Raw genomic sequence first — 24040 nt, 5'->3', positions numbered from 1 at the left:
CATTTTCTATATAGGAGGAAATGATTATGTATAGTGCATTGGATGTTGCGAAATACATTATATGGTATTGCAAAGAAGAAGAGTACTCTATAAGTAACTTAAAGCTGCAAAAACTATTATATTTTGTTCAGGCACAATTTCTAGTTGTGATGGGACATCCGATATTTAAGGAGAAGATTGAAGCATGGGATTTTGGACCAGTTGTGCCGGAAGTGTACCAACATTTTAAATTATGGGGAAGCTCGGAAATACCCAGAGTCGTGGCTAAGCAGGCAAATAATAAAATTTTTGAAAAAGATCAAGAGGTTATAGATGAAATACTAGAAGTATGCGCTCCATATTCGGCGAATACGTTGGTAGACATTACACATAATCAAGCTCCGTGGCGTGATGCGTATGAAAAATATTGTAATAAAGTTATTACAAAAAAAAGTATAAAGGAGTATTTTGAAAATAATTAATGTTTGAGTGGAATAAAGGCAGGGAACCAGAAACTATTTCTAAAGTAGATTATATACAGGGAATGGAAAAAGAAATGGATAACATTTGTGATATGTTATCCGTTGCGACCATTGAATTTAACGCGAAGCAATTTTTTGAAAAAATATATGGATATATTATTCAAAATGACAGACTCATCTATACACATATAACAAATTATATCTTCGTATTAAATGAAGAGGATTTTGTAACTCTGCAGACCAATATGGATAATGTAGTTAATTATATGTATGGGGAAAAATGCCAAGTAGATTTTTCACGACAGCTAGACGACAGACATCAAAGGCGAAATTTTGAGAGAGCGCAGCGAACTGTTTTGAAAATGTGGGATCATGTGAACCTGGCTAGAAAACAATATGTTATGTTTCATCATAAGGACGAAGATTATACTAAAATTGTAGATGAAAAGATGAAAAATGCAGAGACAAAGATTTTTAAAGAAATGAATGTACAACTGATCTCATTAGTTGCGATATTTACAGCTCTTTCATTTTTGGTATTCGGTGGGATAAGTTCTCTTGACAATATTTTCATTGGGGCAAAAGATATACCCGTAACAAAGTTAATGATAGTAGGGACCATTTGGTGCTTTTGTATTATGAATCTTATCTTTGTGTTTCTATTTTTTGTGGCAAAAGTAACAAAATTGGATATTAAGTCAACGGATGATATAAATGCAAATTTAGTTCAAAAATATCCATTAGTCTGGTGGAGCAATTTATTTTTAATCTCATTGTTGATGTTATCTTGTTGGTCATATTATGTAAAAGAAGAAAACATTAGTGTCACAATATATGAAATTCTCGTGGAGAATTCGGAGATATTTGTAATTGGCGGAACAATATTTATCATAGGAATTATTGTGGTTTTAGCGACTATACTGGTATATTTGTCAAAGAAAAGTGGTAGTAAGAAGACAAAAATTCATGTTACTGGCGGAAAATAATCTTTGACTTTGACTCACAGAAGTATATTGGAAAACCAGCAGAATATGCATTATGCAATACCCCATGGACACTGTTATATGAGGGGATGGGATATTTAGAGAGATATCAGGAGAATCCACATTTATGGAAATTGTAATGGGAATGAGAAGTGATCGTGATGATACGTATGATTACAGATTCTTGAGAATTGTGGAAGGCGTGCTGACTGCATACATGTAAACTTCATCAAGATTTAATAGGGAATTTATTGACTTTGGAGGAAAAGAAGCGCACAATAATCTACATCGCATATAGTATGGCGGCAGAAAAAAGGTGAGGATGATATTTATTATGAAGGAAAAAATTGCAAGGGTGATGCAGGGACGCTATGGAGTGGATTCTTTATCTAAGTTTTTATTGGTGTGCGGTCTCGTTGTAGTATTCGGAGCAGCTTTATTTGACAATGTGCTGATCAGTAGTTTAGGTAATTTGCTTGGATGGCTGTTTGTCATATATTGCTACTTCCGTCTGTTTTCAAGGAATGTGGCAAAACGATACGCAGAGAATCAGGCATTTCTTGCGAAAACATATAAAATCCGATGCTTCTTCTACCGCCAGAAAGATATACTGAAACAGAGGAGAGTATATCATATATATCAATGTCCGGGGTGTAAGCAGAAGATACGGATACCACGGGGGAAAGGGAAGATTGAAGTACGCTGCCCCAAGTGCAGTACGACATTTATTAAGAAAAGCTGAGAATTTGAACAGAAAGAATGAGGTGAACAGATGCAGAATTATTCAGGCGAAGTAGGTCTTCAGTATCATTTGCAGATTAGAAAGGGAGACGTGGGACGGTATGTGATCCTGCCGGGCGACCCCAAACGGTGCGCGAAGATTGCCCAAAATTTTGATGATCCGAAATTGGTTGCAGACAGCAGAGAATATGTGACTTATACCGGTTATCTGGATGGGGAAAAGGTCAGTGTTACTTCAACGGGAATCGGCGGACCATCTGCGTCTATTGCAATGGAAGAACTGGTACAATGCGGGGCTGATACATTTATCAGGGTGGGAACCTGTGGAGGAATTGACCTGGATGTCAAAGGCGGAGACATTGTAATTGCTACGGGAGCTGTGCGGATGGAAGGCACCAGTAAGGAATATGCGCCTATAGAATTTCCGGCAGTTGCTAATCTAGATGTGACGAATGCACTTGTAAGCGCCGGAAGAGAGATGGGATATACCTGTCATGCGGGTATTGTACAGTGTAAGGATGCATTTTACGGACAGCATGACCCGGAGAAAATGCCGGTGAGCTATGAACTTTTGAATAAGTGGGAGGCATGGAAGCGTCTTGGGTGTAAGGCTTCTGAGATGGAATCAGCGGCACTATTCGTTGCGGCGAGTCATCTGGGTGTGCGCTGTGGTTCAGATTTTCTCGTAATTGGTAATCAGGAGCGGGAGGCTGCCGGTATGGAGAATATTATTGCGCATGAGACTGAAGCGGCGATTCAGATAGCGGTAGAAGCGCTGAGGAAACTGATAAAGGAAGACAGAAAACTCTCAGAATAACCTCCGGAATAAATTTTTTAAAAAATTTTAAAAAAGTTCTTTACATTTCCCTATGATTTGTGGTATTATATCACTTGTCGAGCGGAAGTGGCGGAATGGCAGACGCGCTAGATTCAGGTTCTAGTGGGAGTTAATCCTGTGAGAGTTCAAGTCTCTTCTTCCGCATCAGAAGACGCGAAGCTGAACATAAGTGGTTTGGGTTTCGCGTTTTTTTGTGCTTTATTATCTGGATTATAAACGAATCAGTAATTCAACCTTTTACTGCTGACACAAGATATGTACAGTAACAGTTCAATCTTCCGGCTGTAATGATATATGCACATGTATTGACTAATCTCTTGGACATACATAAAAAACCTACAGGAATCATCCTGTAGGTTTTTTATAACGTGCGCGAGAAGATTCGAACTCCCGACCTTCTGGTCCGTAGCCAGACGCTCTATCCAGCTGAGCTACGCGCACATGCTAGAACATATCGTTCACAGCGAATATTAGTATATAATATATGTATGAGGTTTGTCAAGTGTTTTAAGTTAATTTCTAGAAAAAACTAGAAACTAGAAAACTAGAAAAATTGGTAACTATTATTTTATGTATGAACAATGATTATAATATATAAGATATATAAGGCCGATGGAAAAGATATGCATCAGCCTTATATATTTCACTCATGTACTTTTTATTTCTTTCTATACAGATGACGCGGGATTCCATCTACGACAATCGGGGATACGTCACCTTGGATCAATGGACGAACATAGCTGATGAAGTCGTCGGTGATATAATCACCCTCCTGATTGATCCAGTCACGAGGAACAACTTTCTCGTCATTGGCAATTTTGTGGACATCTTTTACTTCTGTACCAGCCTGATATGGATCGTCGGAAAGTCTCTGCAGTACGACCATCTTACCGGAATCGCCTTCATCTGCTGCTTTGACAGCAGCTCCGCCTACCTGATATGCCTCTAGAATATCAACACGGGATGAACAATGGGAAGCGGCACGCTGTAATGTACTTAATTCAATTGCGCGTGTCTTGCAGCCGATTTCTCCGGCAATGTAGCTTGCCAGATAGTTGGCAGTACCGGAAAGCTGTTTGTGACCAAATGCATCTACAAAGTCAACACTTTGCCCCAGCTCACAGACATAGCGTCCGTCAGTAAGGCGGATTCCTTCGGAAACAGCAACGACAACAGAGGAACGTTTCTCCAGCAGTTCTCTTACTTTTTCACCGAACTTCTCAATATCAAATGGAAGCTCCGGCAGATAGATCAAATCAGGACCGTTACAGTCTTCACCCTGGGCAAGAGCAGCGGCGCCTGTCAGCCAGCCGGCATTTCTTCCCATAATTTCGATAATCGAAACAAGACCTTTGCCGTATTCCAGACAGAAGCTGTCACGGATGATTTCCTTGACAGAAGTTCCGATGTACTTTGCAGCGCTTCCATATCCTGGTGTATGGTCGGTCAGCGCCAGATCATTATCAATGGTCTTCGGACAGCCGACAAATCGTGTCGGGAATCCGGTCAGAATCGCATAATCAGACAACTTCTTAATTGTGTCCATGGAATCATTGCCGCCAATATAAATAAATGCTTCGATGTCTAATTTATTCAGGATTTCAAAAATCTTATCATAGACTGCCCGGTCCTCATGAATCTCCGGCAGTTTGTAACGGCAGGAGCCTAAGAATGCAGCAGGGGTTCTCTTTAATAACTCTGCATCCAGATCAGACTTAATATATTCGGACAAGTCAATGTATCTCTCCTGCAGTAACCCCTGGATGCCGTGAAGCATACCGTATACCTTGCCGGCACCACGGTCCCTGGCAGTACGGTATACACCTGCGAGGCTTGAGTTAATTGCGGCGGTAGGTCCGCCTGATTGTCCGACGATTACATTACCTTTCATATATGTTCCCTCCAAATCAATTGTTATATTTCACTAATCTGTGAAATATCATAAAACTAGTTTAGTGCATTTTGAACAATTTGTAAATGATAAAATGTGAAATCAGTTCAGCAAAGACTTTACATTTGCTGCAAAGTCTGTAAGAAGAGTAAAATTCGGTTATAAAATGCTTGCATTTTGAAATGAAATCGAGTATCATACAAGTACTCTGATTTATAAATTCTGAAAACTCTGTTTTTCTTGATCAGTTCTGATTGAGATTTTCAACCACTTATTGAAACAAAAGAAGGGAGTGAATGTAACGTTATTTATGCAAATTATGAAGTAATACGATTTATTGAACATGGAAACCGCTGCCGTCCGGCAATGGATTGTGTGTCGGGTGAGCTGCTGATTCACAGAGTCAGGCGTTATCCGGAGATTGAAAAAGAGATTCTTTTTTTGTGGATAAAACAATTGCTCATCCAGATTGAACAGTACCACAGGTGCAGAAATTATCAATGCTACAAGTATATCAATCCATACACTGTGCTTGTCACAAAGAATGATGATATTCTGTTGTTGGATATGGATGCACAGAGTAATGAGTTTGTACTAAAAAATATGCAGAAACGGGCAATGCGTGAGCATTTTGTTAAGCCGGTTGTACACATTAAGGAAAGTACAAAAATTACACTGGATTTATACGGCTACGCAAAAACGATACAGTTTATTCTGGCGAGTATGAAGGCTTCACCTGATTTAACAAGGTGGGAGGAGTACCGTCTGTCAAGGATTATTGAAAAATGTTTAAGCGAGGATTCAAAAAAGCGGTATAAAGATTTGAAACAAATGGAAAAAGAGCTGCCTGACATAAGAAGGAAGGCTGACAGCAGGATCCGCAGAATAGGTATTGCAGTAATAGCAAGCTTTTTACTGGGAACGGGAATGTATACCTGTCTTTACGGGCGGCAAATCAGAAAAGAACAGGAGAAACAAGTACAGACAGAGAATATTAAACATATAGAAACAGATATGGGAAATATAGTACAGGAAGATGCAAATGCGGCGGCAGGTCCGGCAGACGGGCTGGATATAGCGGAGGAGAAAGTGAATGTGATGGAACAGTATCTTCTGCGGAATACAGTCAAAGACAATCAAGAAGTGATTCGTCAGGGAGAAGAACTACATAGAGAAATTCTCCGTTATCTGGCGGCAGCATACGACAGGGAGCAATCGAAAGAACGGGCGTTACAGATATACCGGGAGCTTTGCGCCTTTGAAGATCAAATGGAATATCTGGAGGATGTGTATACACAAAGAATTGTACTGGAAAGAGAATTGCATCCAATGGAGGATATGGCGGTTGAAACCGGAAAAGAGGCGGTGGAAAGATTTCCGGCTTCGGAGCAGCTGGCAAAGGATTATGCAGAGAGTGTTGCCATGTATACCGGGCTGGATCAGGAAGAGAAGAAGGCAATCTTACAGCCATTAGTAGAACATTTTCCGAAAATCAGAGAATTAGAGAGTTACATTGAGTGGGAATCAGAACAGAGGACAGACGTATCAGAAGAAAATAGAGAGCAGAAGGAAACAGTATCAGAAGAAAATAGAGAGCAGAAGGAAACAGTATCAGAAGAAAATGCAAAACAGGGTGAAGCAGAAGAAAGTGATATTTGGCTTGTTTCTGCAGAACCGTGAAAGACTTGCCTGAAAATGGCACACAAAAGGGAGGATGCCGGGTAACCGCTTCTGCGGTTCCCGGCATATATTATGAAAAAGTTTATTCAAAAAATATCTTGTATGCTGAAAATGAATATCAAATGATTTATTTGATATCCTAAGTATACTCAGCATAAATGAAGAAAACGTGTTAATAAAATGAAAGAATTTTAAAGGATAAGTGAACAAAATATGAACAAAAGAGGGAAAGTTAATGTTCACTCTGTAATGTAATCATCGCATCTCTTGGATATTCCGCTATGGCTGTACGGAGGAATGACCTACAAATATGCACAACCGTACGGAAATTTTATATTCAGGTCTGTATACATGAAAACCGCTCAGCCCAATTGTGTATTTCAGTTTGCAGGAGGAGAGGTCATATGTAACCAGAAAACCTAATTGACATTGTATGTGAACAGCAACAAGGAAAATTCGTTTTTGAAAATTTAAGAAAAGATATATTGGAAAGAAATTGGGAATGTGGTATTCTAGATGAAAAGATACATGGAGGAAGATGATGACGAGAGAAGAGTTTTTATCACAGCTTCGGTTGGCATTGCAAGGAAAGGTAAGCAGTGGCAAAGTACAGGAAAATGTTAATTATTACAATGATTATATAATAGAAGAAATGCGAAAAGGGAAGAGCGAAACAGAAGTGCTGGAGATGCTTGGAGATCCGGCTCTTCTTGCGAAGACAATCATTGCAGCAGATGATGCGGGCAGGCATCCCAGAGACACCATCTATGATTCTGATAATAGCACGGCCTATTCATCAAAAAGCGGACGTGATTCGGACGGAACATCTTTTGGGTATTCGGGCGGCGGAAGAATGCATATGCTGCATATGAATAATTGGTGGCAGAAGTTATTGCTTATTCTAGCTGTTGTGATGATAATTCTTCTGATTGTTACGGTTGTGACAGGATTGGTTCGTATTTTTGCCCCGCTCGTGATACCGATTCTTGTAATTATGCTTGTGGTACGTGTGATTGGAAGGCGAAGGTGATATCATAGTAAAGTAAAAGACCGATGGGGGAGCCATCGGTCTTTTGAGGGGAGTATAAATAATTAATAAGGGGTTGTAGAAAGTCACCTTTCTACAAGCATTAGTATAATATATGAAACTGGAAAAAGCAAGCAGAAATGTGAAAATATTTTGAAATATTTTGAAAATCATGGAAATTAGTCCCCAAATACGAAAAGTCAGGCGAAAATATAATAATAGAAGTTCTTGAGAATCCCTAAAAGTATCATAAGAATGCGATGTATAATCGACTGCAAAATCGGTATAATAAGAACGTACCAAATAAATTCAGGAGGGATAAACTCATGGCAAAGAATGCAAATAACAAAAACTCTTATTCATCTTATGCAGATGAACAGAACAAAAACACAACTAAGAGCAGCAAGAACAGTACAAACAAAAACAGCAGCAACTGTTTTGACAAGAATGTGTCTGACAAAAATGCGTCTAACAGAAACGCATCCAACGAGTCAAACAATTACTAAGCAGTACACGTAACAGTGCAGCCGGAAGGCTGAACTGTAATCAGTACACAGCAGGCAGAGTAAATTCAACTTTACTCTGCCTCTGTTTTATAGTAATATATCTCTAAAGGGGTAGAGACTATGAAATATATGGAATTAATTGCGCCCTGCCATTTTGGTTTGGAATCAGTATTAAAAAAAGAGATTCTGGATTTAGGATATGATATTTCTAAGGTGGAAGATGGCAGAGTTTCATTTTTAGGAGATGCCGAAGCGATATGTCGGGCAAATATTTTTTTGCGTACAGCAGAGCGTATTCTGCTGAAGGTAGGAGAGTTCAAAGCAGTTACGTTCGATGAATTGTTTGAAAAGACAAAAGTTTTGCCATGGGAAGATTATATCCCGGCAGACGGGAAGTTCTGGGTAACGAAGGCGGCGTCAGTGAAAAGCAAATTGTTTAGTCCATCTGATATCCAGTCGATTATGAAGAAAGCGATGGTTGAACGGCTGAAATCTCAATATCATAAAGAATGGTTCAGGGAAGAAGGAGCATCTTATCCGGTCAGAGTCTTTTTAATGAAAGATATAGTTACGATTGGCATTGATACATCCGGTGTTTCTTTACATAAGCGCGGGTACCGTCAGATGACAGCGAAAGCGCCGATTACAGAGACGCTGGCGGCAGCATTGATTTTGCTAACGCCGTGGAGAAAGGATCGGATTTTAGTTGATCCTTTCTGCGGCAGCGGTACATTCCCAATTGAAGCGGCAATGATAGCAGCCAATATTGCACCTGGGATGAATCGTTCTTTTACAGCAGAGGAGTGGACAAACCTAATTCCGCGGAAACTCTGGTATGAGACTGTGGAAGAAGCACAGGAGCTGATTGAGGATGATATTAAAGTAGATATTCAGGGATATGATATTGATGCTGATGTCATTAAAGCGGCAAGGCAGAATGCCGAAGACGCAGGAATAGCGCATTTGATACATTTTCAACAACGTCAGGTCAGTGAACTGAGACATCCGAAGAAGTATGGCTTCATTATTACGAATCCTCCCTATGGGGAACGATTGGAAGAAAAGAAAGATTTACCGAAGCTGTATACTGAATTCGGAGAGAGTTACCGGAAGTTGGACAGCTGGTCGGCATACATGATTACCAGTTATGAAGATGCAGAACGGTATTTTGGCAAGAAAGCGGATAAGAACCGAAAGATTTATAATGGTATGATCAAAACCTATTTCTATCAGTTTATGGGACCGAAACCGCCCAGGCGGAAATAACATAATTACGATAAAATAACAGAGGATGAAAGCAATGGAAAAGAGAATTGTATTTGCCACGGGAAATCAGGATAAAATGGCTGAGATCAGGATGATTCTGGAAGATCTGGGAATGCAGGTGTATTCCATGAAAGATCTTGGAATCGATACGGATATTGTTGAGGATGGTATTTCTTTTGAAGAAAATGCGGAAATAAAAGCGCGGGCGATTGCAAGATTTTTGCCACATGATATTGTACTGGCAGATGATTCCGGGCTGGAGATTGATTATCTGGACGGTGCGCCCGGGATCTATTCTGCCCGGTTTGCGGGAGAAGATACTTCTTATGATATTAAGAACCGGATTTTTCTGGATAAACTGGAAGGTGTGCCGGATGAAGAGCGTGCAGCAAGATTTGTGTGTGCCATTGCGGCAGTATTTCCGAACGGGGAAGTGCAGACAGTACGCGGAACGATAGAAGGACAGATTGCGCATGAAATAGCGGGAGAGAATGGCTTTGGATATGATCCGATTTTCTATGTGCCGGAATATGGCTGTACAACAGCGGAAATGGATCCGGAGGAAAAGAATAAACTGAGTCACAGAGGCAATGCACTTCGTGCAATGCGTGCAATTATCGAAGAAAAATATAAAGAAGACGAGGATGAGAATAAAACGGTATGAGAGTATTGATCGTAAGTGATACGCATGGAAGACATTTGAATCTGGATCGCGTATTAGAGGATACCGGGGCAGTGGATGTATTTATTCATCTGGGTGATGTGGAAGGCGGCGAGACGTATATCAATGCAGTCATAGAATGTGAGAAGCATATCGTAAAAGGGAATAATGACTTCTTTTCAGAGCTGCCGAGGGAAGAGGAGTTTATGCTTGGATCGAAGAGAGTGTTTATTTCCCATGGACATAATTATTATGTATCCCTTGACCCAGAGAGAATCAAAGAAGAGGGGAGGGCGCGTAAGGCAGATATTGTAATGTTTGGGCACACGCACAGACCTTATTTGGATGTGAGTGAAGATATTACAGTGCTGAATCCGGGCAGTCTTTCTTATCCGAGACAGGAGGGGAGAAAGGGAAGTTACATGATTCTGGAGATGAGTGAAACAGGAGAATGTATGTATCACCAATATTTTCTTTAAAAATTAAAAATAATGGTTGACATAGGGATGTCTTTAAGATATAATAACTACTGCGTCACGAGTTGAGAAGCACGTGTGAGCAGTTACCGGGGTGTGGCTCAGCTTGGCTAGAGCGCCTGGTTTGGGACCAGGAGGTCGCAGGTTCGAATCCTGTCACCCCGATGCCTACCTGCGGGTGTAGTTCAATGGTAGAACACCAGCCTTCCAAGCTGGATACGTGGGTTCGATTCCCATCACCCGCTTTGTAGATTTTTAATCTACAGGCAATTATTTTTAAACCTGTGAGAATGGGGAAGTTTTCATATGAGTCTGTAGCTCAGCTGGATAGAGCAACGGCCTTCTAAGCCGTAGGTCGAGGGTTCGAATCCCCCCAGGCTCGGTATGGTGGGTATGGTGCAGTTGGTTAGCGCGCCAGATTGTGGTTCTGGATATCGTGGGTTCGAGTCCCACTACCCACCCTTTTCTTTTATCTCGATATATTTAATATAGAGTGATAAAAGAGTATGCACCAGCAAATCGCAGTGTTGATAAAGTCTTTGATGGGCTATCGCCAAGCGGTAAGGCACAGGACTTTGACTCCTGCATTCGTTGGTTCGAATCCAACTAGCCCAGTTTCCAAGAGGAAAAGTTGGAAAATAATTAAATAAGGGCGTGTAGCTCAGGTGGTAGAGCACTTGACTTTTAATCAAGTTGTCCGGGGTTCGAATCCCCGCACGCTCAGGAATGAAAAGTGGCGGAAACTCAGGCATAGCAAGGGTTTCTGCTGTTTTTACGTGATTGTCAAAGTAACCAATTTGGGTGATTCTAATGGTTTCGAGATGTCTCATTTTCGTCTCATTTTTTATATGTTCATTGTTGCATTTACTGCACCAACCGCATCTTCTTTTTCCAACAAAATATGATTGTACACTTCCATGACCATTTTTTCTGTATCCCCGAGCAAAGCAGAAATCCTCTTCAGGGTTCTTATCCACATCTTGTGATAGCTGCTCTTGGTACAGGGATTTCCATTACGCATCACAAATAGATGGGTCTTACCTGCAGCTCTGCGTTGCTGCACATAGCCCGAGTGTTGTCTTTGCGCTGACTTTTATAGACGTTTTTCCGCATTCTTGCATAGTCTAAAAAGAGTGTGTCTGTTTTCCGCACCTTGTTTCTTTTCATTCCGGTATGTTCCATCCCAGACTTTTGTTGCAAAGTATCCGTCTTTCCCTTTTGTGTCTTTTGCTTTTGCTAAGTGATCATCTCCTTTTCTTAAAAATGGGTATAAAAATAACAGCCAGTCGGAACGAATGTTCCGCTTGCGTGGGCTGCCCGAAGATGATACAATATTTTGAAAATTGGGGTATCATTCTTCGGAGACACTCCATAACCGTTCTATCCGTTTCCGGCAAACCTATCAGTAACTAGAAATAGCACCTCAAAACTTAGCCAGAGCAAGGGTGCTATTTTCTATGCGTAAAATTCAGAATTGCTATGAGTAAGTTGCATACTGTCAAAATTATCATGAATTCCTCATATGTACTCATATCAACCACTCCTTCCAACAAGACTCGGAAACGGTGGTATGCACCCTATCGGCTGTCTGGGCAAATACATTATTTAGTTGTTATATGCCCGTCAAAGGGCAGTTCTTGACTTTTACAGTACATTTGCTATAATGTACTTAACAAGACAGCCGACGAGTAGGTGCACGCTACCCGTTCCGGCGAATCAATTTAATAAGCTACATAGAATAGCCGTTCAATCTTTGCCAGAGACAGGGACGGCTATTTCTTATTTCTCAAATTCAGAATAGCTACAATCAGTAGACCAATGGTGAGTAACACCATAAATTCCTCATATGTAGTCATAAGATATCATCCTTTCCGCAAGACTCGGAACGGATAACGAGCCGCCTGTCGACTGTCTGGGTAAATACATTATTTAGTTGTTCCCCCATCCCGCAACAGGCAGGAGGAAATAACAGAATATTAACAATTTGTTTATTGAAGTTGCCTTCTTATCCTTTTTAACTGTACCGAGGAAACACCACTTTATATATAATCCCCGTAGCTGTTATGTCAAATAAAGTCTTTCAGCCGAAGTTCTATCAGATTCTTACTATATCCAAACAGCCGGGATAGTTGAAATGTTGTGGAATCAAGATTTTCTGATATATCGCTGTCTGGTATAAGCAGATTAATAGCATTCTTAGAAAGCTGAAATTAGAACATTGGCAAGCGATTAAACTTGCGAATAGCAGATGTGGTTATTGGAGAATAGCTGAAATACTTAGCACCGTAATCACGAATAAAATAATAGCCAAGCTAGGATATACATCCATGCTGGACTATTATCTAGTAGTCTATGAAAACTAGGGAACCGCCTTGGTACGGAACCGTATGCCAGGTGGTGTGGAAGGACGGATAATCAATTAATGATTATCCACCTATCCAATTATGATTTTTAATGTAACTCATTCTGGCTATTCTAATAATTTCCAAATGTTTCGTCTTTATAATAAATATGCACTTAAAATGGAATTGAAAAAAGCAGATAACGGGAGTCGAACCCGCCTTTCCAGCTTGGGAAGCTGGCGTTCTACCGATGAACCATATCTGCATGTAAGATATTATATCACTTTGAGTGAATAATGCAAGTGTATAAAATGCTTGAGTTTCCACAGATTTATCCACAGTACCCTAATTCCTTCAACCTTATTATTAACAATTTTCAAAAAACATCTAAAATATAAGGAATCCCATTCCTTTTTGATTGAAGCCGACCAGCAGTATTATGGTACTATACATATTGCCAGACAGGTCGGATTGTATTACCAAAGCTCTGGCAAGCCTGCCGATAAAGCAGTAAATGAAATCATCCGCAGATTAGACATTTCAGAAGATTTGTATACAGAGACATGGGAATCTAAAGGAAAATAGCAGGGAACGGTTAGAAAATATGCACCGCAAGTCATCAGCATGATAAGACAGTGGTATGTGGACAATGGTTATCCCAGAGATATTGAATACGTTCAGTGTGACGGACAGAAAAAATGCTATCATGTAATCTGTCGAGATACGGAGGTGGCATAGGATGAGTTTAATTACACCAACATACGAAGAATGCCAAGAGACTGATAAGACGAGGATGGAAATCATCAACTCTATAATGCAGATTCAAAACGTAAAGCATCTGCATATACTTGCAGTTATGGCTAGAAAATACTATGCGGATAACATTTATGATTTGCCGCTTCCACTTAATGAACTTGTATTTAAGATTCACATTAAAAAATAAGTACCAAAAGATGTATAAGAGATGGTATAATAAATAAAACACAAAGGCATCAAATGTTTTCTAAAGAAATCAACCGTATTTTTGCAAAGCGGTTTGGAGTTGAATTTGGAAAGGAGTATTTTAATGCAGGAAATTACATTTAGTGAACTTTCGGATGATGTGAATATTGAAGATTTGCCACCAGATACGGTTTTGGTTTTAGACGATGATGAACCAGAATTACATGATGGCTTTTGGGATGATAATGATTAAATACCACCCATTCTTTGGAGTGAGTGGTTTTTTTATATGATTTTTTAGAAGGTGATATATGTATGAAACCAGATAGGAAGTAAACTCAAAATTGTGTTTAAGACAGCAGACACAACAAGGTGGAGTGAATATCTTATTGCTGATGGCAGATATCAAGCAAATAAAAAACAAGACGGAGTTGATTGACTATGAAAAGAATTTTAATTATTGATGACGACATATATATCGGAAATGTTCTTGAAGAAACGCTTTCCAAAGAAGGATATGAAATTTCCCGTGCTTATTCTGGAACGGAAGCATTATTAGTGCTGTCTAGGTCAAAACCAGACCTTGTATTATTAGATTTAATGCTGCCGGGATTGAATGGAGAAGATGTACTTCCGAACATAAAGGGAATACCTGTTATTGTGGTGAGCGCTAAAGTTGATATTGATAATAAAGTTGATGTGCTGCTTGGCGGCGCGGTTGATTATGTGACGAAGCCTTTTAACATGAAAGAACTTTTAGCCAGAATTTCCGTACATCTCAGAAATGCGGAAAGCATGCTTATTTCGTCAGAATTAACATTTTCAGATATTGTCCTTAACACAAATACTCATACTGTAAAAATCAACAGTATAGAAATAAAATTAACGAGGACGGAATATGCCATCTTGAAATTGCTTATGCAAAATCCGACACAGGTTGTTACGAAATCGCTGTTGTTAGACCGTATCAGCGAAGATACGCCTGATTGCACGGAAAGCTCATTGAAAATGCACATCAGTAATTTAAGAAAGAAGCTGCGGGAGGTAAATAGCCAAGATTATATTGAAGCGGTCTGGGGGATTGGCTTTAAAATGAGGGCGGAATAAATCTTTACTGTTTCTTTACTGTTCTCTTTACCGTTTTCTTTACTATTTGCAGCTATAATGCCAGTACACTAAATAGGGAGGTTATACTTTTATGGATTATGTTCTCAGAACAAATGCTTTATGCAAAAAATACAAAGATTTTAAAGTATTAAACGGACTGTCTATGAATGTTCCCAAAGGGGCAATCTATGGCTTTGTAGGGAAAAATGGCGCTGGCAAAACAACGCTTATCCGTTTGATTTGTGGGCTGCAGGAGCCTGCATCTGGCGATTATACGCTTTACGGAAGGAAAAATACGGATAAGGATATTACGCAGTCCAGAAGAAGGATGGGGGCTGTTGTGGAAACTCCATCTATTTATCTTGATATGACCGCAGAGAATAACCTGAAACAGCAGTACCGTATTTTAGGGCTTCCGTCTTTTGACGGGCTGACGGAGATTTTGAAATTAGTAGGGCTTGATAATACGAGGAAAAAGAAAGCAAAAAACTTTTCTTTAGGTATGCGGCAAAGATTGGGCATCGCAATAGCCCTTGTAGGCAACCCTGATTTTCTGGTATTAGACGAACCTGCTAACGGTCTTGACCCACAGGGAATCATTGAAATCAGGGAATTGATATTAAAACTCAATCGTGAACAACAGATTACAGTATTGATTTCCAGCCATATCCTCGATGAACTTTCCAAGCTGGCAACACATTATGGTTTTATTGATAGCGGATGCCTTGTAAAAGAAATGAGTGCGAAAGAGTTAGAAGCTGTTTGCAGAAAATGTGTCCGCATGGAAGTCAGCGATACGAGAGCTCTTGCCCGTGTCCTTGACGGAATGAAGATTGATTATACAATCATAACAGACCAAACTGCTGATGTATATGCAAAGGTTAATATATCTCACTTAACTGCAGCATTGGCAAAAGAAAATTGCGAAGTTATTTCAATGCAGGAACGTGATGAAAGTCTTGAAAGTTACTATGTCAGCCTTATAGGAGGTGGAAAAAATGCGTAAGTTGTTATCTGCTAATTTTTCTCGTCTTTGGAGAGATAAAATCTTTTGGATTTGTATGGGAACGATGTTGATTTATTCGGTTGTATATATGCTGAATGGCTGCAGACAGGCGGTCGTAGATATGTCAGAATACAATTACGGTCTTGAAGAATATTATTTCCACTTTGCGTTATCAATCGGTATGTTTTGTGCATTGTTTAGCAGTATGTTCTTCGGCACGGAGTATAGTGATGGAACAATCCGAAATAAAATTATAGTTGGCCATACAAAAACTGATATTTATATTGCCAGTCTGATTACTACGGTTACAGCAACTTTATTAATGATGCTGGCATGGTTGATAGGCGCATTAGTCGCTATTCCTACTCTCGGTGTATGGAAAATGACTGTTTTGGAACTGTTTTTATATTTATTGATTGCGGTTATGTTCGTAATGGCTTTTTCTGGGATTTGTACATTTGTTTGTATGACAGTTACAAATAAGGCTTATATCGTTATGATTTCTATGCTGTTGATTTTGGGGCTTCTTATTTTTACAAGCATGTTATATAACGGTCTTAGCCAGCCAGAAACAATAAGCGGTGTTCAGATAACTTTAAATGGAATGGAAATGTCTAAGCCATCCGCTAATCCGAATTATGTCAGTGGCGCAATGCGTAAAGTTTATGACTTTATTCTTGATTTTTTACCCACAGGACAAGGATTGAGAATGTGGCAGTTGGAAATCGTTCATCCAGTCCGTATGATAATATCATCTGTTATTATTATGCTTTTGACAACATTTTATGGAATATTTATTTTTAAGAAAAAGAATTTGAGGTAAATTTAGTATGGAAGAATGGTTATGGGCTTTGGTCGGTATTATGGCGATGATAATTATTGCCTTGTTTATGAAAATTTATATTATACAAAAAGCCGCAAAGGAAATAGCGAATGCCTTTGCCGACAGACTCATGACCGATACGAATACTCTTATTGACATTTCTTGTAACGACAGATATATGCGTAAGTTAGCAAATGCCATAAATACAGAGCTTCGTAAACTTTACATAGAACGGCACAGGTTTCAGCAAGGCGACATGGAATTAAAAAATGCAGTTACAAATATTTCCCATGATTTACGAACTCCGCTTACGGCTATCTGCGGTTACTTAGAATTGTTGGAACGGGAAGAAAAGTCGGACGCTGTTAATCGGTATATCGGAATTATTAAAGACCGTGTGGATATTTTAACACAGCTTTCAGAGGAGCTTTTCCGATACTCCGTTATCATTTCAACAAAAGACAATATAACCGAGGAGCAGGTTGTCATCAATACTGTATTGGAAGAAAGTATTGCGGCATTTTATACTGTTTTAACAGAACGAAACATTGTGCCTGAAATACACGTATCTGAAACAAAAGTAATACGAATGCTTGACCGTTCCGCCTTATCCCGTGTGTTCTCTAATCTCATCAGTAATGTTTTAAAATACAGTGATGGAGATTTGAAAATCACGTTGTCAGGGAAGGGAGAAATCATTTTTTCCAATATGGCTTCTGGGTTAGATGAAATACAGGTAGGCAGGCTGTTTGACCGTTTCTATACCGTAGAAGCCGCCAGAAAATCGACAGGCTTAGGATTAGCAATTTCTAAAACGCTTATTGAGCAAATGGATGGAACTATATCAGCAAAATACGAAAACAGCAGATTAAGCATCTATATCTATTTTCCAGATATTAAAGAACGAAAGGATTGATTTATTCAAAATACGGAATGGATATGTTGTCCTGTATGCGGCAGTAAAACCCGTGGCAAAATCAGAGAAGATACGATAGAGAAAATTGGTTACATTTAATTTGTACTTTTTCTTGGCATAGGACTACGTGGAATGTAGTAACGATTTCTACAGATGGCAGTATTTTGGATAGATAAGGAATTTCTGGAAAGGGAAAACAAAGGAACTGATAACGAGAGTATAATCCCGGTAACAGTTCCTTTAAACAAATCAGATAATCATCCCCTCATTGCTTCCTTCGCTTTTTCGATATCAGCAGTGTCCCTCATTGGGAATAGTAGATTTGCGATGATTGCTACGATACATGTACCTGTTACTGCATCGCTGAATACAAAGCGTAGTGCAGACGGAAGCTGTGCAACAGCATCCGGGTGGCTTGCCATTCCCATACCAAAGGCAAATGTCAGTCCCATAACAAGAATATTTCTCTCGCTGAATCCGGCTTTACCGATCATTTTGATACCGTTGATCAAAATCATACCAAATACAGTGATGATAGCCCCACCCAGAACAGCGTTCGGGATTGCTGAGAAAATAGCGCCAAGCTTCGGGAAGAAACCAGAAATCATCAGGATGAATGCGCCAGTGGCAATACACCATTTGTTTACAACTTTTGTCATAGCTACGATTCCAGCATTTTGTCCAAAAGCAGTATTCGGCAGTGAATTGAAGAGGGCAGCTGTTGTAGAACCAAGAGCATCGGCAAGGATTGCGCCGGAAGTCTCTTTTTCGGTTGCCTCTCTGTCAAATCCGGCAATTGTGATACCGGAAGTGTTTCCGATTGTTTCCAGCCCCGAAGTGACGAATAATGCCGCAAAGCTTAAAATGGCCGGAAGCTGAAACTCCAGTTTGAACTGCATTGGAAGCGGGATTCCGAACCATGCTGCATCTTTAATCGCACTTGTGTCTACCATACCGAGGAACAGTGCAAGAATGTATCCGGCGATCAGACCGATGAGGATAGCAGAGTTTTTTGCCAGTCCTTTTCCGAAACGCTGAAGCAGTACAACAATTGCCAATACAAAAAATGCAACGCTTAAGTTCTTAATAGAACCATAGTCTACAGAGCCTGCACCGCCTGCAAAATAATCTACCCCTACATCCAGAAGATTGACACCGATTGTTACCAAAGTACAGCCGACTACCAGCGGAGGGAAGAAACGCTTAATATATTTATAGAAGAATCCCATGATGACTTCTATGAAGCTTCCGGCAAGGCAGCCGCCGAGCACAACACCAATACCTCCGGCAGCGCCTATTGCAGATGCAGTCGGAACGAAGGCAAAGGAAGTACCCATAACGATGGGCAGATTTGCTCCAACCTGACGGTTTTTTCCGAATTTGATCGGATACAGCTGGATAAATGTTGTCAGACCGGAAACGAACATGGCACACTGAACCATAATAACAGTATCAGCCCCGGATAAACCGCAAACACCGGCTATAATTAATATTGGCGCAAGGTTGGATGTGAACATTGCCAGTACATGCTGCAGACCTAGCGGAACTGCGGTTGATAATCCTGGACGTCCGTCCAGCTGATAGACCATTGCACGGTCTTTTTGTTTCTTTGTCTTTTTATCTTGAACATTACTCATAATGAATGTCCTCCTATAGATATATTATAATGTTGGGTCAAAAGGGATTTTGATCCATGATTTTATTTTGTGTATTCAGTTTTTATCTAGCGGTTCAGATAGTCTGTAACTAAATGTTTACCGTCACGGACAGCTTTTTCTTCATCAATACCTACGAGATGTCCGTCTTTCACAACGATTCTGCCGTTTACAACTGTGTAATCGACAGCGCCTTTGAAACCGACTGTACCGAGCATAGATTTGACATCAAAATCTGCGCCTACGAGATCCAGACGGTCTCTGCGGATAAGGAATAAGTCTCCGGCTTTTCCTACAGCCAGTGAGCCAATATCATCGCGTCCCAGTATTCTGGCGCTTCCATTTGTGGCGATTTTCAGTATATCATAACCGCTTGGAGCAAGTTTACTGGAGTTGAGACGGTGCAGTAAGAATGCCACACGCAGTTCCTCCAGCAGATTCGATCCATCGTTGCTGGCACTTCCGTCTACTGCGAGCCCCACCGGAACATTAAGTTTCAGCATATCAGGAATCCGGCAGATACCCGAGGAAAGCTTCATGTTGGAAATCGGGCAGTGTGCCACACCGGTTCCTGTCTGTGCAAGAAACTTCATTTCTTTATCGTTAAAATGAATCCCGTGTGCGTACCAGACATCATTTCCAACCCAGTCCATATTTTCCATATAGGCAAGAGGACGTTTTCCGTATTTTTCAAGAGTATAATTCTCTTCATCAATCGTTTCGCATAAATGTGTATGGAGACGTACGCCTAAATCTCTTGCCAGAATTGCGGACTGACGATACAGCTCTTCGCTTGCGCTAAATGGAGAACATGGAGCCAGCGCGACCATTTCCATGGAATATGGAGCCGGATTGTGGTATTTTTCTACTGCATTTCTGGAGTCCTTCAGGATTTCATCTACATTCTGAACCACACTGTCAGGCGGAAGCCCTCCATCCTTCTTGCTCAAATCCATACTTCCTCTGGAAGCGTACATACGAATACCAAGATCTCTTGCCGCAGAGAATTGTGCATCTAAAAGCGCGTCAGAGCTCCCTCCCGGGAATACATAGTGATGGTCGAAGCAGGTTGTACATCCTGCTTTTAATAGTTCTCCTATTCCGGTTACAGAACTGTGATAAATAATATCTTTGTCAAGATTTTTCCAGATTTCATACAAAGTTGTGAGCCAATCAAAAAGCTCCATGTTCTGAACCTGTGGAAGATTCCGGCTGAAAGTCTGGTAAAGGTGGTGGTGCGTATTAATCAGACCGGGATACACAAGACATCCTGCTGCATCAATTGTTTCATCTGCACCCTTTGGCTCGGTTCCGATATATGTAATCACACCATCCTGCATCAGCAGACTGGCATTTTCAAGGACTGTGTCCTTCTCATCGCAAGTGACAATAGCAGAAGCATTTTTAATTAATAAACTGCTCATGAAAAATTCCTCCTATAATGTAAGGTTTGATGTGACTATATGAGTTCAGATAAACGGAGTGTTGCCGTATTCCCACCGCCGGCGAAAGAATTGTGGGTAATTCTTTTATGCTATGTGAATCAGCACTTGTGCATTTTAATACAACAAGATATTTCCTGTAGCATAAAAAAACTGCCGTAACAGATAACTATAAGCTTTTGGTTTCCCAAAAACTTGTAGTCAACTGTTACGGCAGTTGGTAGATACGCTCATCCGATCACGAACTTATACAAGTCATTTTCTGAATACGAATATACAGGAGATTTTATTAAGCGTCAAGAGTGATTGTTAAAATTCGTCATATAAGCCAAAAATAGCATATAAAATTTGGCTAAAATAAACAAAATTTGAATAGTTATAATCAGCGGCTTAATGGGAAGAAAATTATAAATAAAGAAGAATTGTCCGCGAACCATTGACAACACCAGCAGATTTCGATATAATTGCTTTGTTTTCTGTTAGAATTTTCTTAAGAAAACAAATATGCGGGCATGGCGGAATTGGCAGACGCGCTAGACTTAGGATCTAGTGGGAGACCGTGCAGGTTCAAGTCCTGTTGCCCGCATTGAATGTGAAGCGCTGAAGAGTCCGATTCTTTGTAAAAGAACCGGATTTTTTTATACAAGAAAACAATTCGTGGACATAAACCGATAGTTTATGTCCAAATGGATATGTGAACTGCCGTTTTGAGTTATATTTATTTCAGACGAGAAGAGAGGAATTCCAGAGTTTCTAAAAGTAATTCCTGATTCCGCTGAGGAAACTGCTCAACAATAATTTTGATTTTCTCAGAGGTTGTGACAGAATCAGACGGAATAAATATGTCACGCAGAATATCCTGTGGTGTTACACCCAGAGCATCAGCAATTGTACATACATATGCTATGGACAAGTTTGAAGAACTGTTTTCAATACGGCTGATATAGCTGGGAGATACATGAATCATATCTGCCAAAGTATTTTGTGTCATTCCTTTTGATTCTCGAATGGATTTGATTCGTTCTCCGATGGTCATAATATACTAGCACCTCCATTTCTCTTATTTTACCAGTGGAGATAGAAAAAGAATATTTACTTATATACATGAAATTTACAAATAGTAATTTTGTTATGATTTTAATATATCATAACAAATACAGAAAACAGAATGCACTCTGTTTTCTTGCGCTGTAAAACATAATATGCTATACTTAATTATTATCAGGCAAAAAAGATAGAGGGAATATAAATAATTTATAAGTATAGTTTCCCAAAATATAAGGCGCAAGGAGTTTAATGAATGATGAGCGAGAAAACAGAATTGTCCAGGCAGCAGCAGAAATCTAAGGCAACGAAGGAAAAGATTTTTCAGGCGGCGAAGGTTATTTTGAAGAAAAAGGGATATGAAGAGCTGTCGATTAAGAATATCTGTGAGGAGGCGGGCGTGTCCAACGGAAGCTTTTACCACCACTTCAAGACAAAGGATGATCTGCTGTCTTATTATATTGAGGAGCAGCCGAATATTAACCCGGATATTCTGGAGCTTCCGGTGAATGCCGCTGAAGCGAAAGATGCAATCATCCGCGTGTATCTGAATTATGTTGCCTACTGTAAGGAACTGGGCGTTGAATTTATGGCCGGATATTACGATACGAAGAACCAGGCGCTGAATGTGGCAATCCGAACGGAACGGCCTTATCCAATCGTGACAGTCCAGCACTATGTGGAAAAAGCGATGGAAGCAGGAACGTTACGGCTGACTGAGGGAATCGAAGAGTTTACCACAGACATTCGTATGATTGTGATAGGAAATGTATTTGAGTGGTGTCTGCGTAACGGAGAAGTGGATTTTGAGGGGAATATGACTCGTTCTCTCGGACGTTATCTGGAAAGTGTGCTTTTATAGTTACTGTTCACTTAGGTCTGTGCATTTACTGCGCTGACCGTAAAAAAACATATAGCTGTAGGCAAAAATCCATCGCCAAAGGCGATTTTTCATGGATTTTTACACGTTGCTGTGAACGGAGTGAACAGTAATCTTTTATAGGCTGATCACTTATTTGTGGAAATTATATTTTATAGAGGAAATCTTTCTCGAAGAATTGTAGCTTTTGAGGACGTAAATCGCTATATTCTGTTATTTAAGAGGAATTAAAGGGGAACTTTTAAGGCGGAGGTCATAAGGTGCAAAAGATGAAATATACATTTATTATCAATCCAAAAGCTCGCTCAGGAAAGGGAGGCATAATCTGGAATATGCTAAAGCCTGAGTTAAAGAAGCGCCGGATTAATTGTGACATTTTCTTTACGGAATATGAAGGGCATGCCATGAAGATTGCCGCTGATGTGACTTTGGACGGCGAGGAACATACACTTATTGTCTTGGGCGGTGATGGTTCTGTCGGCGAGGTGTTAAGTGGGATCAGAGATTGCAGCAAGGTGACACTTGGGTTTATTCCAACAGGTTCCGGTAATGATTTTTCACGAGAACTAAAGCTGCCGGTCAAACCGGCGGAAGCCCTGGAAAATATTTTGGAGCCGGGGCGGATTGTGCCTATGGATGTGGGAATTGTCAAGTCCGGCGGAACATACCGGTTTGCGGTCAGCACGGGAATAGGATTTGATGCGTCTGTCTGTCATTACGCGGAGAAGTCCCGTATGAAAATGTTCCTAAACAGGATTCATCTGGGCAGTCTGGTCTATCTGGGAACTGCATTGAAACGCCTGTTTGCAGATCCTCTTTATGAAGCAGATGTTTGGCTGGATGATAATGAGCCGTTACATTTTCAAAAAGTGTATTTTGCAGCGGCGATGAATCAGCCCTATGAGGGCGGGGGATTTCGTTTTTGTCCGGATGCGAAGCCGGATGACGGGCTGCTGGACGTCATTGTGGTATCAGGCTTGCCGCGGCTGAAAGTATTGTGTCTGCTTCCGACAGCATTTTTGGGGAAACATGTGCGCTTTCAGGGAATCGACATTTACAAATGTAAAAAAGTCCGCATCGAAACGAACGAAAAGGCAGCGATACATACAGACGGACAGCCGATAGCTGTGGAAAATGTACTGGAGGCAGAAATCTCAAGGAAGCAGATCCGGGTAATTGTTTCGTAGAAAAATGTGATGAGAGAAGAAGCCAGACACCTTGCAGCACAGTGCAAGATACCGTTTGAACTGTAACGAAGTTTATAATTATTTGTAATAGTTCAGCCCAGGACTTTGCACTGGCTGCAAAGTCCGTGAAATAACGTATAGGTAGGGATGCATCAAGCCACCACGA

Annotated in this window: 26 protein-coding genes, 10 tRNA genes and 1 riboswitch; of the genes, 28 read left to right on the top strand and 8 right to left on the bottom strand. The window is 40.3% G+C overall.

Translation table 11 applies throughout. The features are described from left to right. Window positions 1–26: 26 nt before the first annotated feature. The 5 genes from NFS18_RS03325 (at window position 27) to NFS18_RS03305 (ending at window position 3167) form a co-directional block, all read left to right on the top strand. A complete protein-coding gene (locus tag NFS18_RS03325) occupies window positions 27–461 on the top strand; it encodes a Panacea domain-containing protein (RefSeq protein WP_251387936.1) in 435 nt (144 codons plus the stop codon). Next, entirely contained in the window at window positions 461–1447 is a 987-nt protein-coding gene (locus tag NFS18_RS03320; protein WP_251387934.1) for a hypothetical protein, read from the top strand. Before NFS18_RS03325 ends, NFS18_RS03320 begins: the two co-directional genes overlap by 1 nt. Window positions 1448–1778: 331 nt before the next feature. Further along, entirely contained in the window at window positions 1779–2186 is a 408-nt protein-coding gene (locus tag NFS18_RS03315) for a zinc-ribbon domain-containing protein (RefSeq protein WP_251387932.1), read from the top strand. A 30-nt stretch (window positions 2187–2216) separates the two neighbouring features. After that, window positions 2217–3002 (top strand): uridine phosphorylase, encoded by a 786-nt coding sequence (udp, locus tag NFS18_RS03310; RefSeq protein ID WP_251387930.1) that lies wholly within the window; start codon window positions 2217–2219, stop codon window positions 3000–3002. Window positions 3003–3083: 81 nt separating this feature from the next. Next, window positions 3084–3167, top strand: a tRNA-Leu gene (locus NFS18_RS03305). A 223-nt stretch (window positions 3168–3390) separates the two neighbouring features. On the opposite strand, the gene NFS18_RS03300 is transcribed toward NFS18_RS03305, so the two are convergent. Together NFS18_RS03300 and NFS18_RS03295 are read right to left on the bottom strand one after the other, a co-directional pair. Further along, window positions 3391–3464, bottom strand: a tRNA-Arg gene (locus tag NFS18_RS03300). A 217-nt stretch (window positions 3465–3681) separates the two neighbouring features. Then, window positions 3682–4914, bottom strand: coding sequence for a 6-phosphofructokinase (locus NFS18_RS03295; protein WP_251387928.1), 1233 nt, complete (start codon window positions 4912–4914; stop codon window positions 3682–3684). A gap of 441 nt (window positions 4915–5355) precedes the next feature. On the opposite strand from NFS18_RS03295, the gene NFS18_RS03290 reads away from it, so the two are divergent. The 12 genes from NFS18_RS03290 to NFS18_RS03235 all read left to right on the top strand — a co-directional run bounded on the left by NFS18_RS03290 (window position 5356) and on the right by NFS18_RS03235 (window position 11253). Next, complete coding sequence (locus NFS18_RS03290) at window positions 5356–6594, top strand: hypothetical protein (protein WP_251387926.1); 1239 nt, start codon at window positions 5356–5358, stop codon at window positions 6592–6594. Between the two features lie 538 nt (window positions 6595–7132). Next, window positions 7133–7624 carry a DUF1700 domain-containing protein gene (locus tag NFS18_RS03285; protein ID WP_251387924.1) on the top strand — a complete coding sequence of 164 codons (492 nt, stop codon included), beginning with the start codon at window positions 7133–7135 and terminating at the stop codon, window positions 7622–7624. A 323-nt stretch (window positions 7625–7947) separates the two neighbouring features. Continuing rightward, window positions 7948–8127, top strand: a complete 180-nt coding sequence (locus NFS18_RS03280) for a hypothetical protein (RefSeq protein ID WP_251387922.1) — start codon at window positions 7948–7950, stop codon at window positions 8125–8127. 120 nt (window positions 8128–8247) lie between these two features. Further along, a complete protein-coding gene (locus tag NFS18_RS03275; protein ID WP_251387920.1) occupies window positions 8248–9393 on the top strand; it encodes a THUMP domain-containing class I SAM-dependent RNA methyltransferase in 1146 nt (381 codons plus the stop codon). 34 nt (window positions 9394–9427) lie between these two features. Further along, window positions 9428–10057 carry an XTP/dITP diphosphatase gene (locus tag NFS18_RS03270; protein WP_251387917.1) on the top strand — a complete coding sequence of 210 codons (630 nt, stop codon included), beginning with the start codon at window positions 9428–9430 and terminating at the stop codon, window positions 10055–10057. After that, window positions 10054–10533: a metallophosphoesterase family protein gene (locus NFS18_RS03265; RefSeq protein WP_251387916.1), complete on the top strand. Its 480-nt coding sequence runs from the start codon at window positions 10054–10056 to the stop codon at window positions 10531–10533. The genes NFS18_RS03270 and NFS18_RS03265 overlap by 4 nt, the downstream gene beginning before the upstream one ends. Before the next feature lie 87 nt (window positions 10534–10620). Further along, window positions 10621–10695, top strand: a tRNA-Pro gene (locus NFS18_RS03260). Window positions 10696–10704: 9 nt separating this feature from the next. After that, window positions 10705–10775, top strand: a tRNA-Gly gene (locus tag NFS18_RS03255). Between the two features lie 63 nt (window positions 10776–10838). Next, a tRNA-Arg gene (locus tag NFS18_RS03250) sits at window positions 10839–10912 on the top strand. Window positions 10913–10917: 5 nt separating this feature from the next. Beyond that, window positions 10918–10991 (top strand) — tRNA-His (locus tag NFS18_RS03245). Between the two features lie 82 nt (window positions 10992–11073). After that, window positions 11074–11145, top strand: a tRNA-Gln gene (locus NFS18_RS03240). A gap of 35 nt (window positions 11146–11180) precedes the next feature. Next, window positions 11181–11253: transfer RNA gene (locus tag NFS18_RS03235), tRNA-Lys, on the top strand. Between the two features lie 121 nt (window positions 11254–11374). On the opposite strand, the gene NFS18_RS19340 is transcribed toward NFS18_RS03235, so the two are convergent. From NFS18_RS19340 to NFS18_RS03230, 3 genes are all read right to left on the bottom strand, one after another. Beyond that, window positions 11375–11509: a hypothetical protein gene (locus NFS18_RS19340; RefSeq protein WP_277613525.1), complete on the bottom strand. Its 135-nt coding sequence runs from the start codon at window positions 11507–11509 to the stop codon at window positions 11375–11377. A gap of 793 nt (window positions 11510–12302) precedes the next feature. After that, entirely contained in the window at window positions 12303–12386 is an 84-nt protein-coding gene (locus NFS18_RS19910; protein ID WP_408631546.1) for a putative holin-like toxin, read from the bottom strand. A 680-nt stretch (window positions 12387–13066) separates the two neighbouring features. After that, window positions 13067–13137 (bottom strand) — tRNA-Gly (locus NFS18_RS03230). Window positions 13138–13286: 149 nt separating this feature from the next. Here NFS18_RS03230 and NFS18_RS03225 point away from each other — a divergent pair. From NFS18_RS03225 to NFS18_RS19905, 8 genes are all read left to right on the top strand, one after another. Then, window positions 13287–13457: a hypothetical protein gene (locus NFS18_RS03225; protein WP_251387915.1), complete on the top strand. Its 171-nt coding sequence runs from the start codon at window positions 13287–13289 to the stop codon at window positions 13455–13457. Window positions 13458–13611: 154 nt separating this feature from the next. After that, complete coding sequence (locus NFS18_RS03220) at window positions 13612–13815, top strand: hypothetical protein (protein ID WP_251387913.1); 204 nt, start codon at window positions 13612–13614, stop codon at window positions 13813–13815. A 123-nt stretch (window positions 13816–13938) separates the two neighbouring features. Beyond that, window positions 13939–14067: a hypothetical protein gene (locus tag NFS18_RS19335; RefSeq protein ID WP_277613524.1), complete on the top strand. Its 129-nt coding sequence runs from the start codon at window positions 13939–13941 to the stop codon at window positions 14065–14067. A 188-nt stretch (window positions 14068–14255) separates the two neighbouring features. Continuing rightward, entirely contained in the window at window positions 14256–14921 is a 666-nt protein-coding gene (locus NFS18_RS03215; RefSeq protein WP_251387911.1) for a response regulator transcription factor, read from the top strand. Window positions 14922–15012: 91 nt separating this feature from the next. Next, entirely contained in the window at window positions 15013–15927 is a 915-nt protein-coding gene (locus tag NFS18_RS03210; protein ID WP_251387910.1) for an ATP-binding cassette domain-containing protein, read from the top strand. Next, window positions 15920–16750 (top strand): ABC transporter permease subunit, encoded by an 831-nt coding sequence (locus NFS18_RS03205; RefSeq protein WP_251387908.1) that lies wholly within the window; start codon window positions 15920–15922, stop codon window positions 16748–16750. The genes NFS18_RS03210 and NFS18_RS03205 overlap by 8 nt, the downstream gene beginning before the upstream one ends. A 7-nt stretch (window positions 16751–16757) precedes the next feature. Next, window positions 16758–17666, top strand: coding sequence for a sensor histidine kinase (locus NFS18_RS03200; RefSeq protein WP_251387906.1), 909 nt, complete (start codon window positions 16758–16760; stop codon window positions 17664–17666). 3 nt (window positions 17667–17669) lie between these two features. Then, window positions 17670–17765: a cysteine-rich KTR domain-containing protein gene (locus NFS18_RS19905; RefSeq protein WP_277613527.1), complete on the top strand. Its 96-nt coding sequence runs from the start codon at window positions 17670–17672 to the stop codon at window positions 17763–17765. A 158-nt stretch (window positions 17766–17923) separates the two neighbouring features. Here the strand turns inward: NFS18_RS19905 and NFS18_RS03190 are convergent, their stop codons facing one another. After that, window positions 17924–19303 (bottom strand): uracil-xanthine permease family protein, encoded by a 1380-nt coding sequence (locus NFS18_RS03190; RefSeq protein ID WP_251387904.1) that lies wholly within the window; start codon window positions 19301–19303, stop codon window positions 17924–17926. Window positions 19304–19389: 86 nt separating this feature from the next. Next, window positions 19390–20745 (bottom strand): 8-oxoguanine deaminase, encoded by a 1356-nt coding sequence (locus NFS18_RS03185; RefSeq protein ID WP_251387902.1) that lies wholly within the window; start codon window positions 20743–20745, stop codon window positions 19390–19392. Between the two features lie 196 nt (window positions 20746–20941). Further along, window positions 20942–21037, bottom strand: a riboswitch (purine riboswitch). A gap of 232 nt (window positions 21038–21269) precedes the next feature. Between NFS18_RS03185 and NFS18_RS03180 the strand changes: the two genes are divergently transcribed. Continuing rightward, window positions 21270–21349: transfer RNA gene (locus NFS18_RS03180), tRNA-Leu, on the top strand. 132 nt (window positions 21350–21481) lie between these two features. Here NFS18_RS03180 and NFS18_RS03175 read toward each other — a convergent pair. Beyond that, a complete protein-coding gene (locus NFS18_RS03175) occupies window positions 21482–21799 on the bottom strand; it encodes a helix-turn-helix domain-containing protein (RefSeq protein ID WP_251387900.1) in 318 nt (105 codons plus the stop codon). Between the two features lie 267 nt (window positions 21800–22066). Here NFS18_RS03175 and NFS18_RS03170 point away from each other — a divergent pair, with 267 nt between their 5' ends. Next, window positions 22067–22669, top strand: coding sequence for a TetR/AcrR family transcriptional regulator (locus NFS18_RS03170; protein WP_251388233.1), 603 nt, complete (start codon window positions 22067–22069; stop codon window positions 22667–22669). 287 nt (window positions 22670–22956) lie between these two features. Then, window positions 22957–23874, top strand: a complete 918-nt coding sequence (locus NFS18_RS03165) for a diacylglycerol/lipid kinase family protein (protein WP_251388232.1) — start codon at window positions 22957–22959, stop codon at window positions 23872–23874. Window positions 23875–24040 lie beyond the last annotated feature (166 nt).

It is taken from the genome of Mediterraneibacter agrestimuris, from assembly GCF_943193195.1.
Classification (GTDB): domain Bacteria; phylum Bacillota; class Clostridia; order Lachnospirales; family Lachnospiraceae; genus Schaedlerella; species Schaedlerella agrestimuris.
This window is presented reverse-complemented; position numbering and strand designations above follow the sequence as displayed.

Excerpts from the sequence above, each read along its gene's own strand:
- NFS18_RS03325 (WP_251387936.1), top strand. The coding sequence starts at position 27 with ATGTATAGTGCATTGGATGTTGCGAAATACATTATATGGTATTGCAAA.
- NFS18_RS03320 (WP_251387934.1), top strand. The coding sequence starts at position 461 with ATGTTTGAGTGGAATAAAGGCAGGGAACCAGAAACTATTTCTAAAGTA.
- NFS18_RS03315 (WP_251387932.1), top strand. The coding sequence starts at position 1,779 with ATGAAGGAAAAAATTGCAAGGGTGATGCAGGGACGCTATGGAGTGGAT.
- udp (WP_251387930.1), top strand. The coding sequence starts at position 2,217 with ATGCAGAATTATTCAGGCGAAGTAGGTCTTCAGTATCATTTGCAGATT.
- NFS18_RS03295 (WP_251387928.1), bottom strand. The coding sequence starts at position 4,914 with ATGAAAGGTAATGTAATCGTCGGACAATCAGGCGGACCTACCGCCGCA.
- NFS18_RS03285 (WP_251387924.1), top strand. The coding sequence starts at position 7,133 with ATGATGACGAGAGAAGAGTTTTTATCACAGCTTCGGTTGGCATTGCAA.
- NFS18_RS03280 (WP_251387922.1), top strand. The coding sequence starts at position 7,948 with ATGGCAAAGAATGCAAATAACAAAAACTCTTATTCATCTTATGCAGAT.
- NFS18_RS03275 (WP_251387920.1), top strand. The coding sequence starts at position 8,248 with ATGAAATATATGGAATTAATTGCGCCCTGCCATTTTGGTTTGGAATCA.
- NFS18_RS03270 (WP_251387917.1), top strand. The coding sequence starts at position 9,428 with ATGGAAAAGAGAATTGTATTTGCCACGGGAAATCAGGATAAAATGGCT.
- NFS18_RS03265 (WP_251387916.1), top strand. The coding sequence starts at position 10,054 with ATGAGAGTATTGATCGTAAGTGATACGCATGGAAGACATTTGAATCTG.
- NFS18_RS19340 (WP_277613525.1), bottom strand. The coding sequence starts at position 11,509 with ATGTGGATAAGAACCCTGAAGAGGATTTCTGCTTTGCTCGGGGATACA.
- NFS18_RS19910 (WP_408631546.1), bottom strand. The coding sequence starts at position 12,386 with ATGACTACATATGAGGAATTTATGGTGTTACTCACCATTGGTCTACTG.
- NFS18_RS03220 (WP_251387913.1), top strand. The coding sequence starts at position 13,612 with ATGAGTTTAATTACACCAACATACGAAGAATGCCAAGAGACTGATAAG.
- NFS18_RS19335 (WP_277613524.1), top strand. The coding sequence starts at position 13,939 with ATGCAGGAAATTACATTTAGTGAACTTTCGGATGATGTGAATATTGAA.
- NFS18_RS03215 (WP_251387911.1), top strand. The coding sequence starts at position 14,256 with ATGAAAAGAATTTTAATTATTGATGACGACATATATATCGGAAATGTT.
- NFS18_RS03210 (WP_251387910.1), top strand. The coding sequence starts at position 15,013 with ATGGATTATGTTCTCAGAACAAATGCTTTATGCAAAAAATACAAAGAT.
- NFS18_RS03205 (WP_251387908.1), top strand. The coding sequence starts at position 15,920 with ATGCGTAAGTTGTTATCTGCTAATTTTTCTCGTCTTTGGAGAGATAAA.
- NFS18_RS03200 (WP_251387906.1), top strand. The coding sequence starts at position 16,758 with ATGGAAGAATGGTTATGGGCTTTGGTCGGTATTATGGCGATGATAATT.
- NFS18_RS03190 (WP_251387904.1), bottom strand. The coding sequence starts at position 19,303 with ATGAGTAATGTTCAAGATAAAAAGACAAAGAAACAAAAAGACCGTGCA.
- NFS18_RS03185 (WP_251387902.1), bottom strand. The coding sequence starts at position 20,745 with ATGAGCAGTTTATTAATTAAAAATGCTTCTGCTATTGTCACTTGCGAT.
- NFS18_RS03175 (WP_251387900.1), bottom strand. The coding sequence starts at position 21,799 with ATGACCATCGGAGAACGAATCAAATCCATTCGAGAATCAAAAGGAATG.
- NFS18_RS03170 (WP_251388233.1), top strand. The coding sequence starts at position 22,067 with ATGAGCGAGAAAACAGAATTGTCCAGGCAGCAGCAGAAATCTAAGGCA.
- NFS18_RS03165 (WP_251388232.1), top strand. The coding sequence starts at position 22,957 with ATGAAATATACATTTATTATCAATCCAAAAGCTCGCTCAGGAAAGGGA.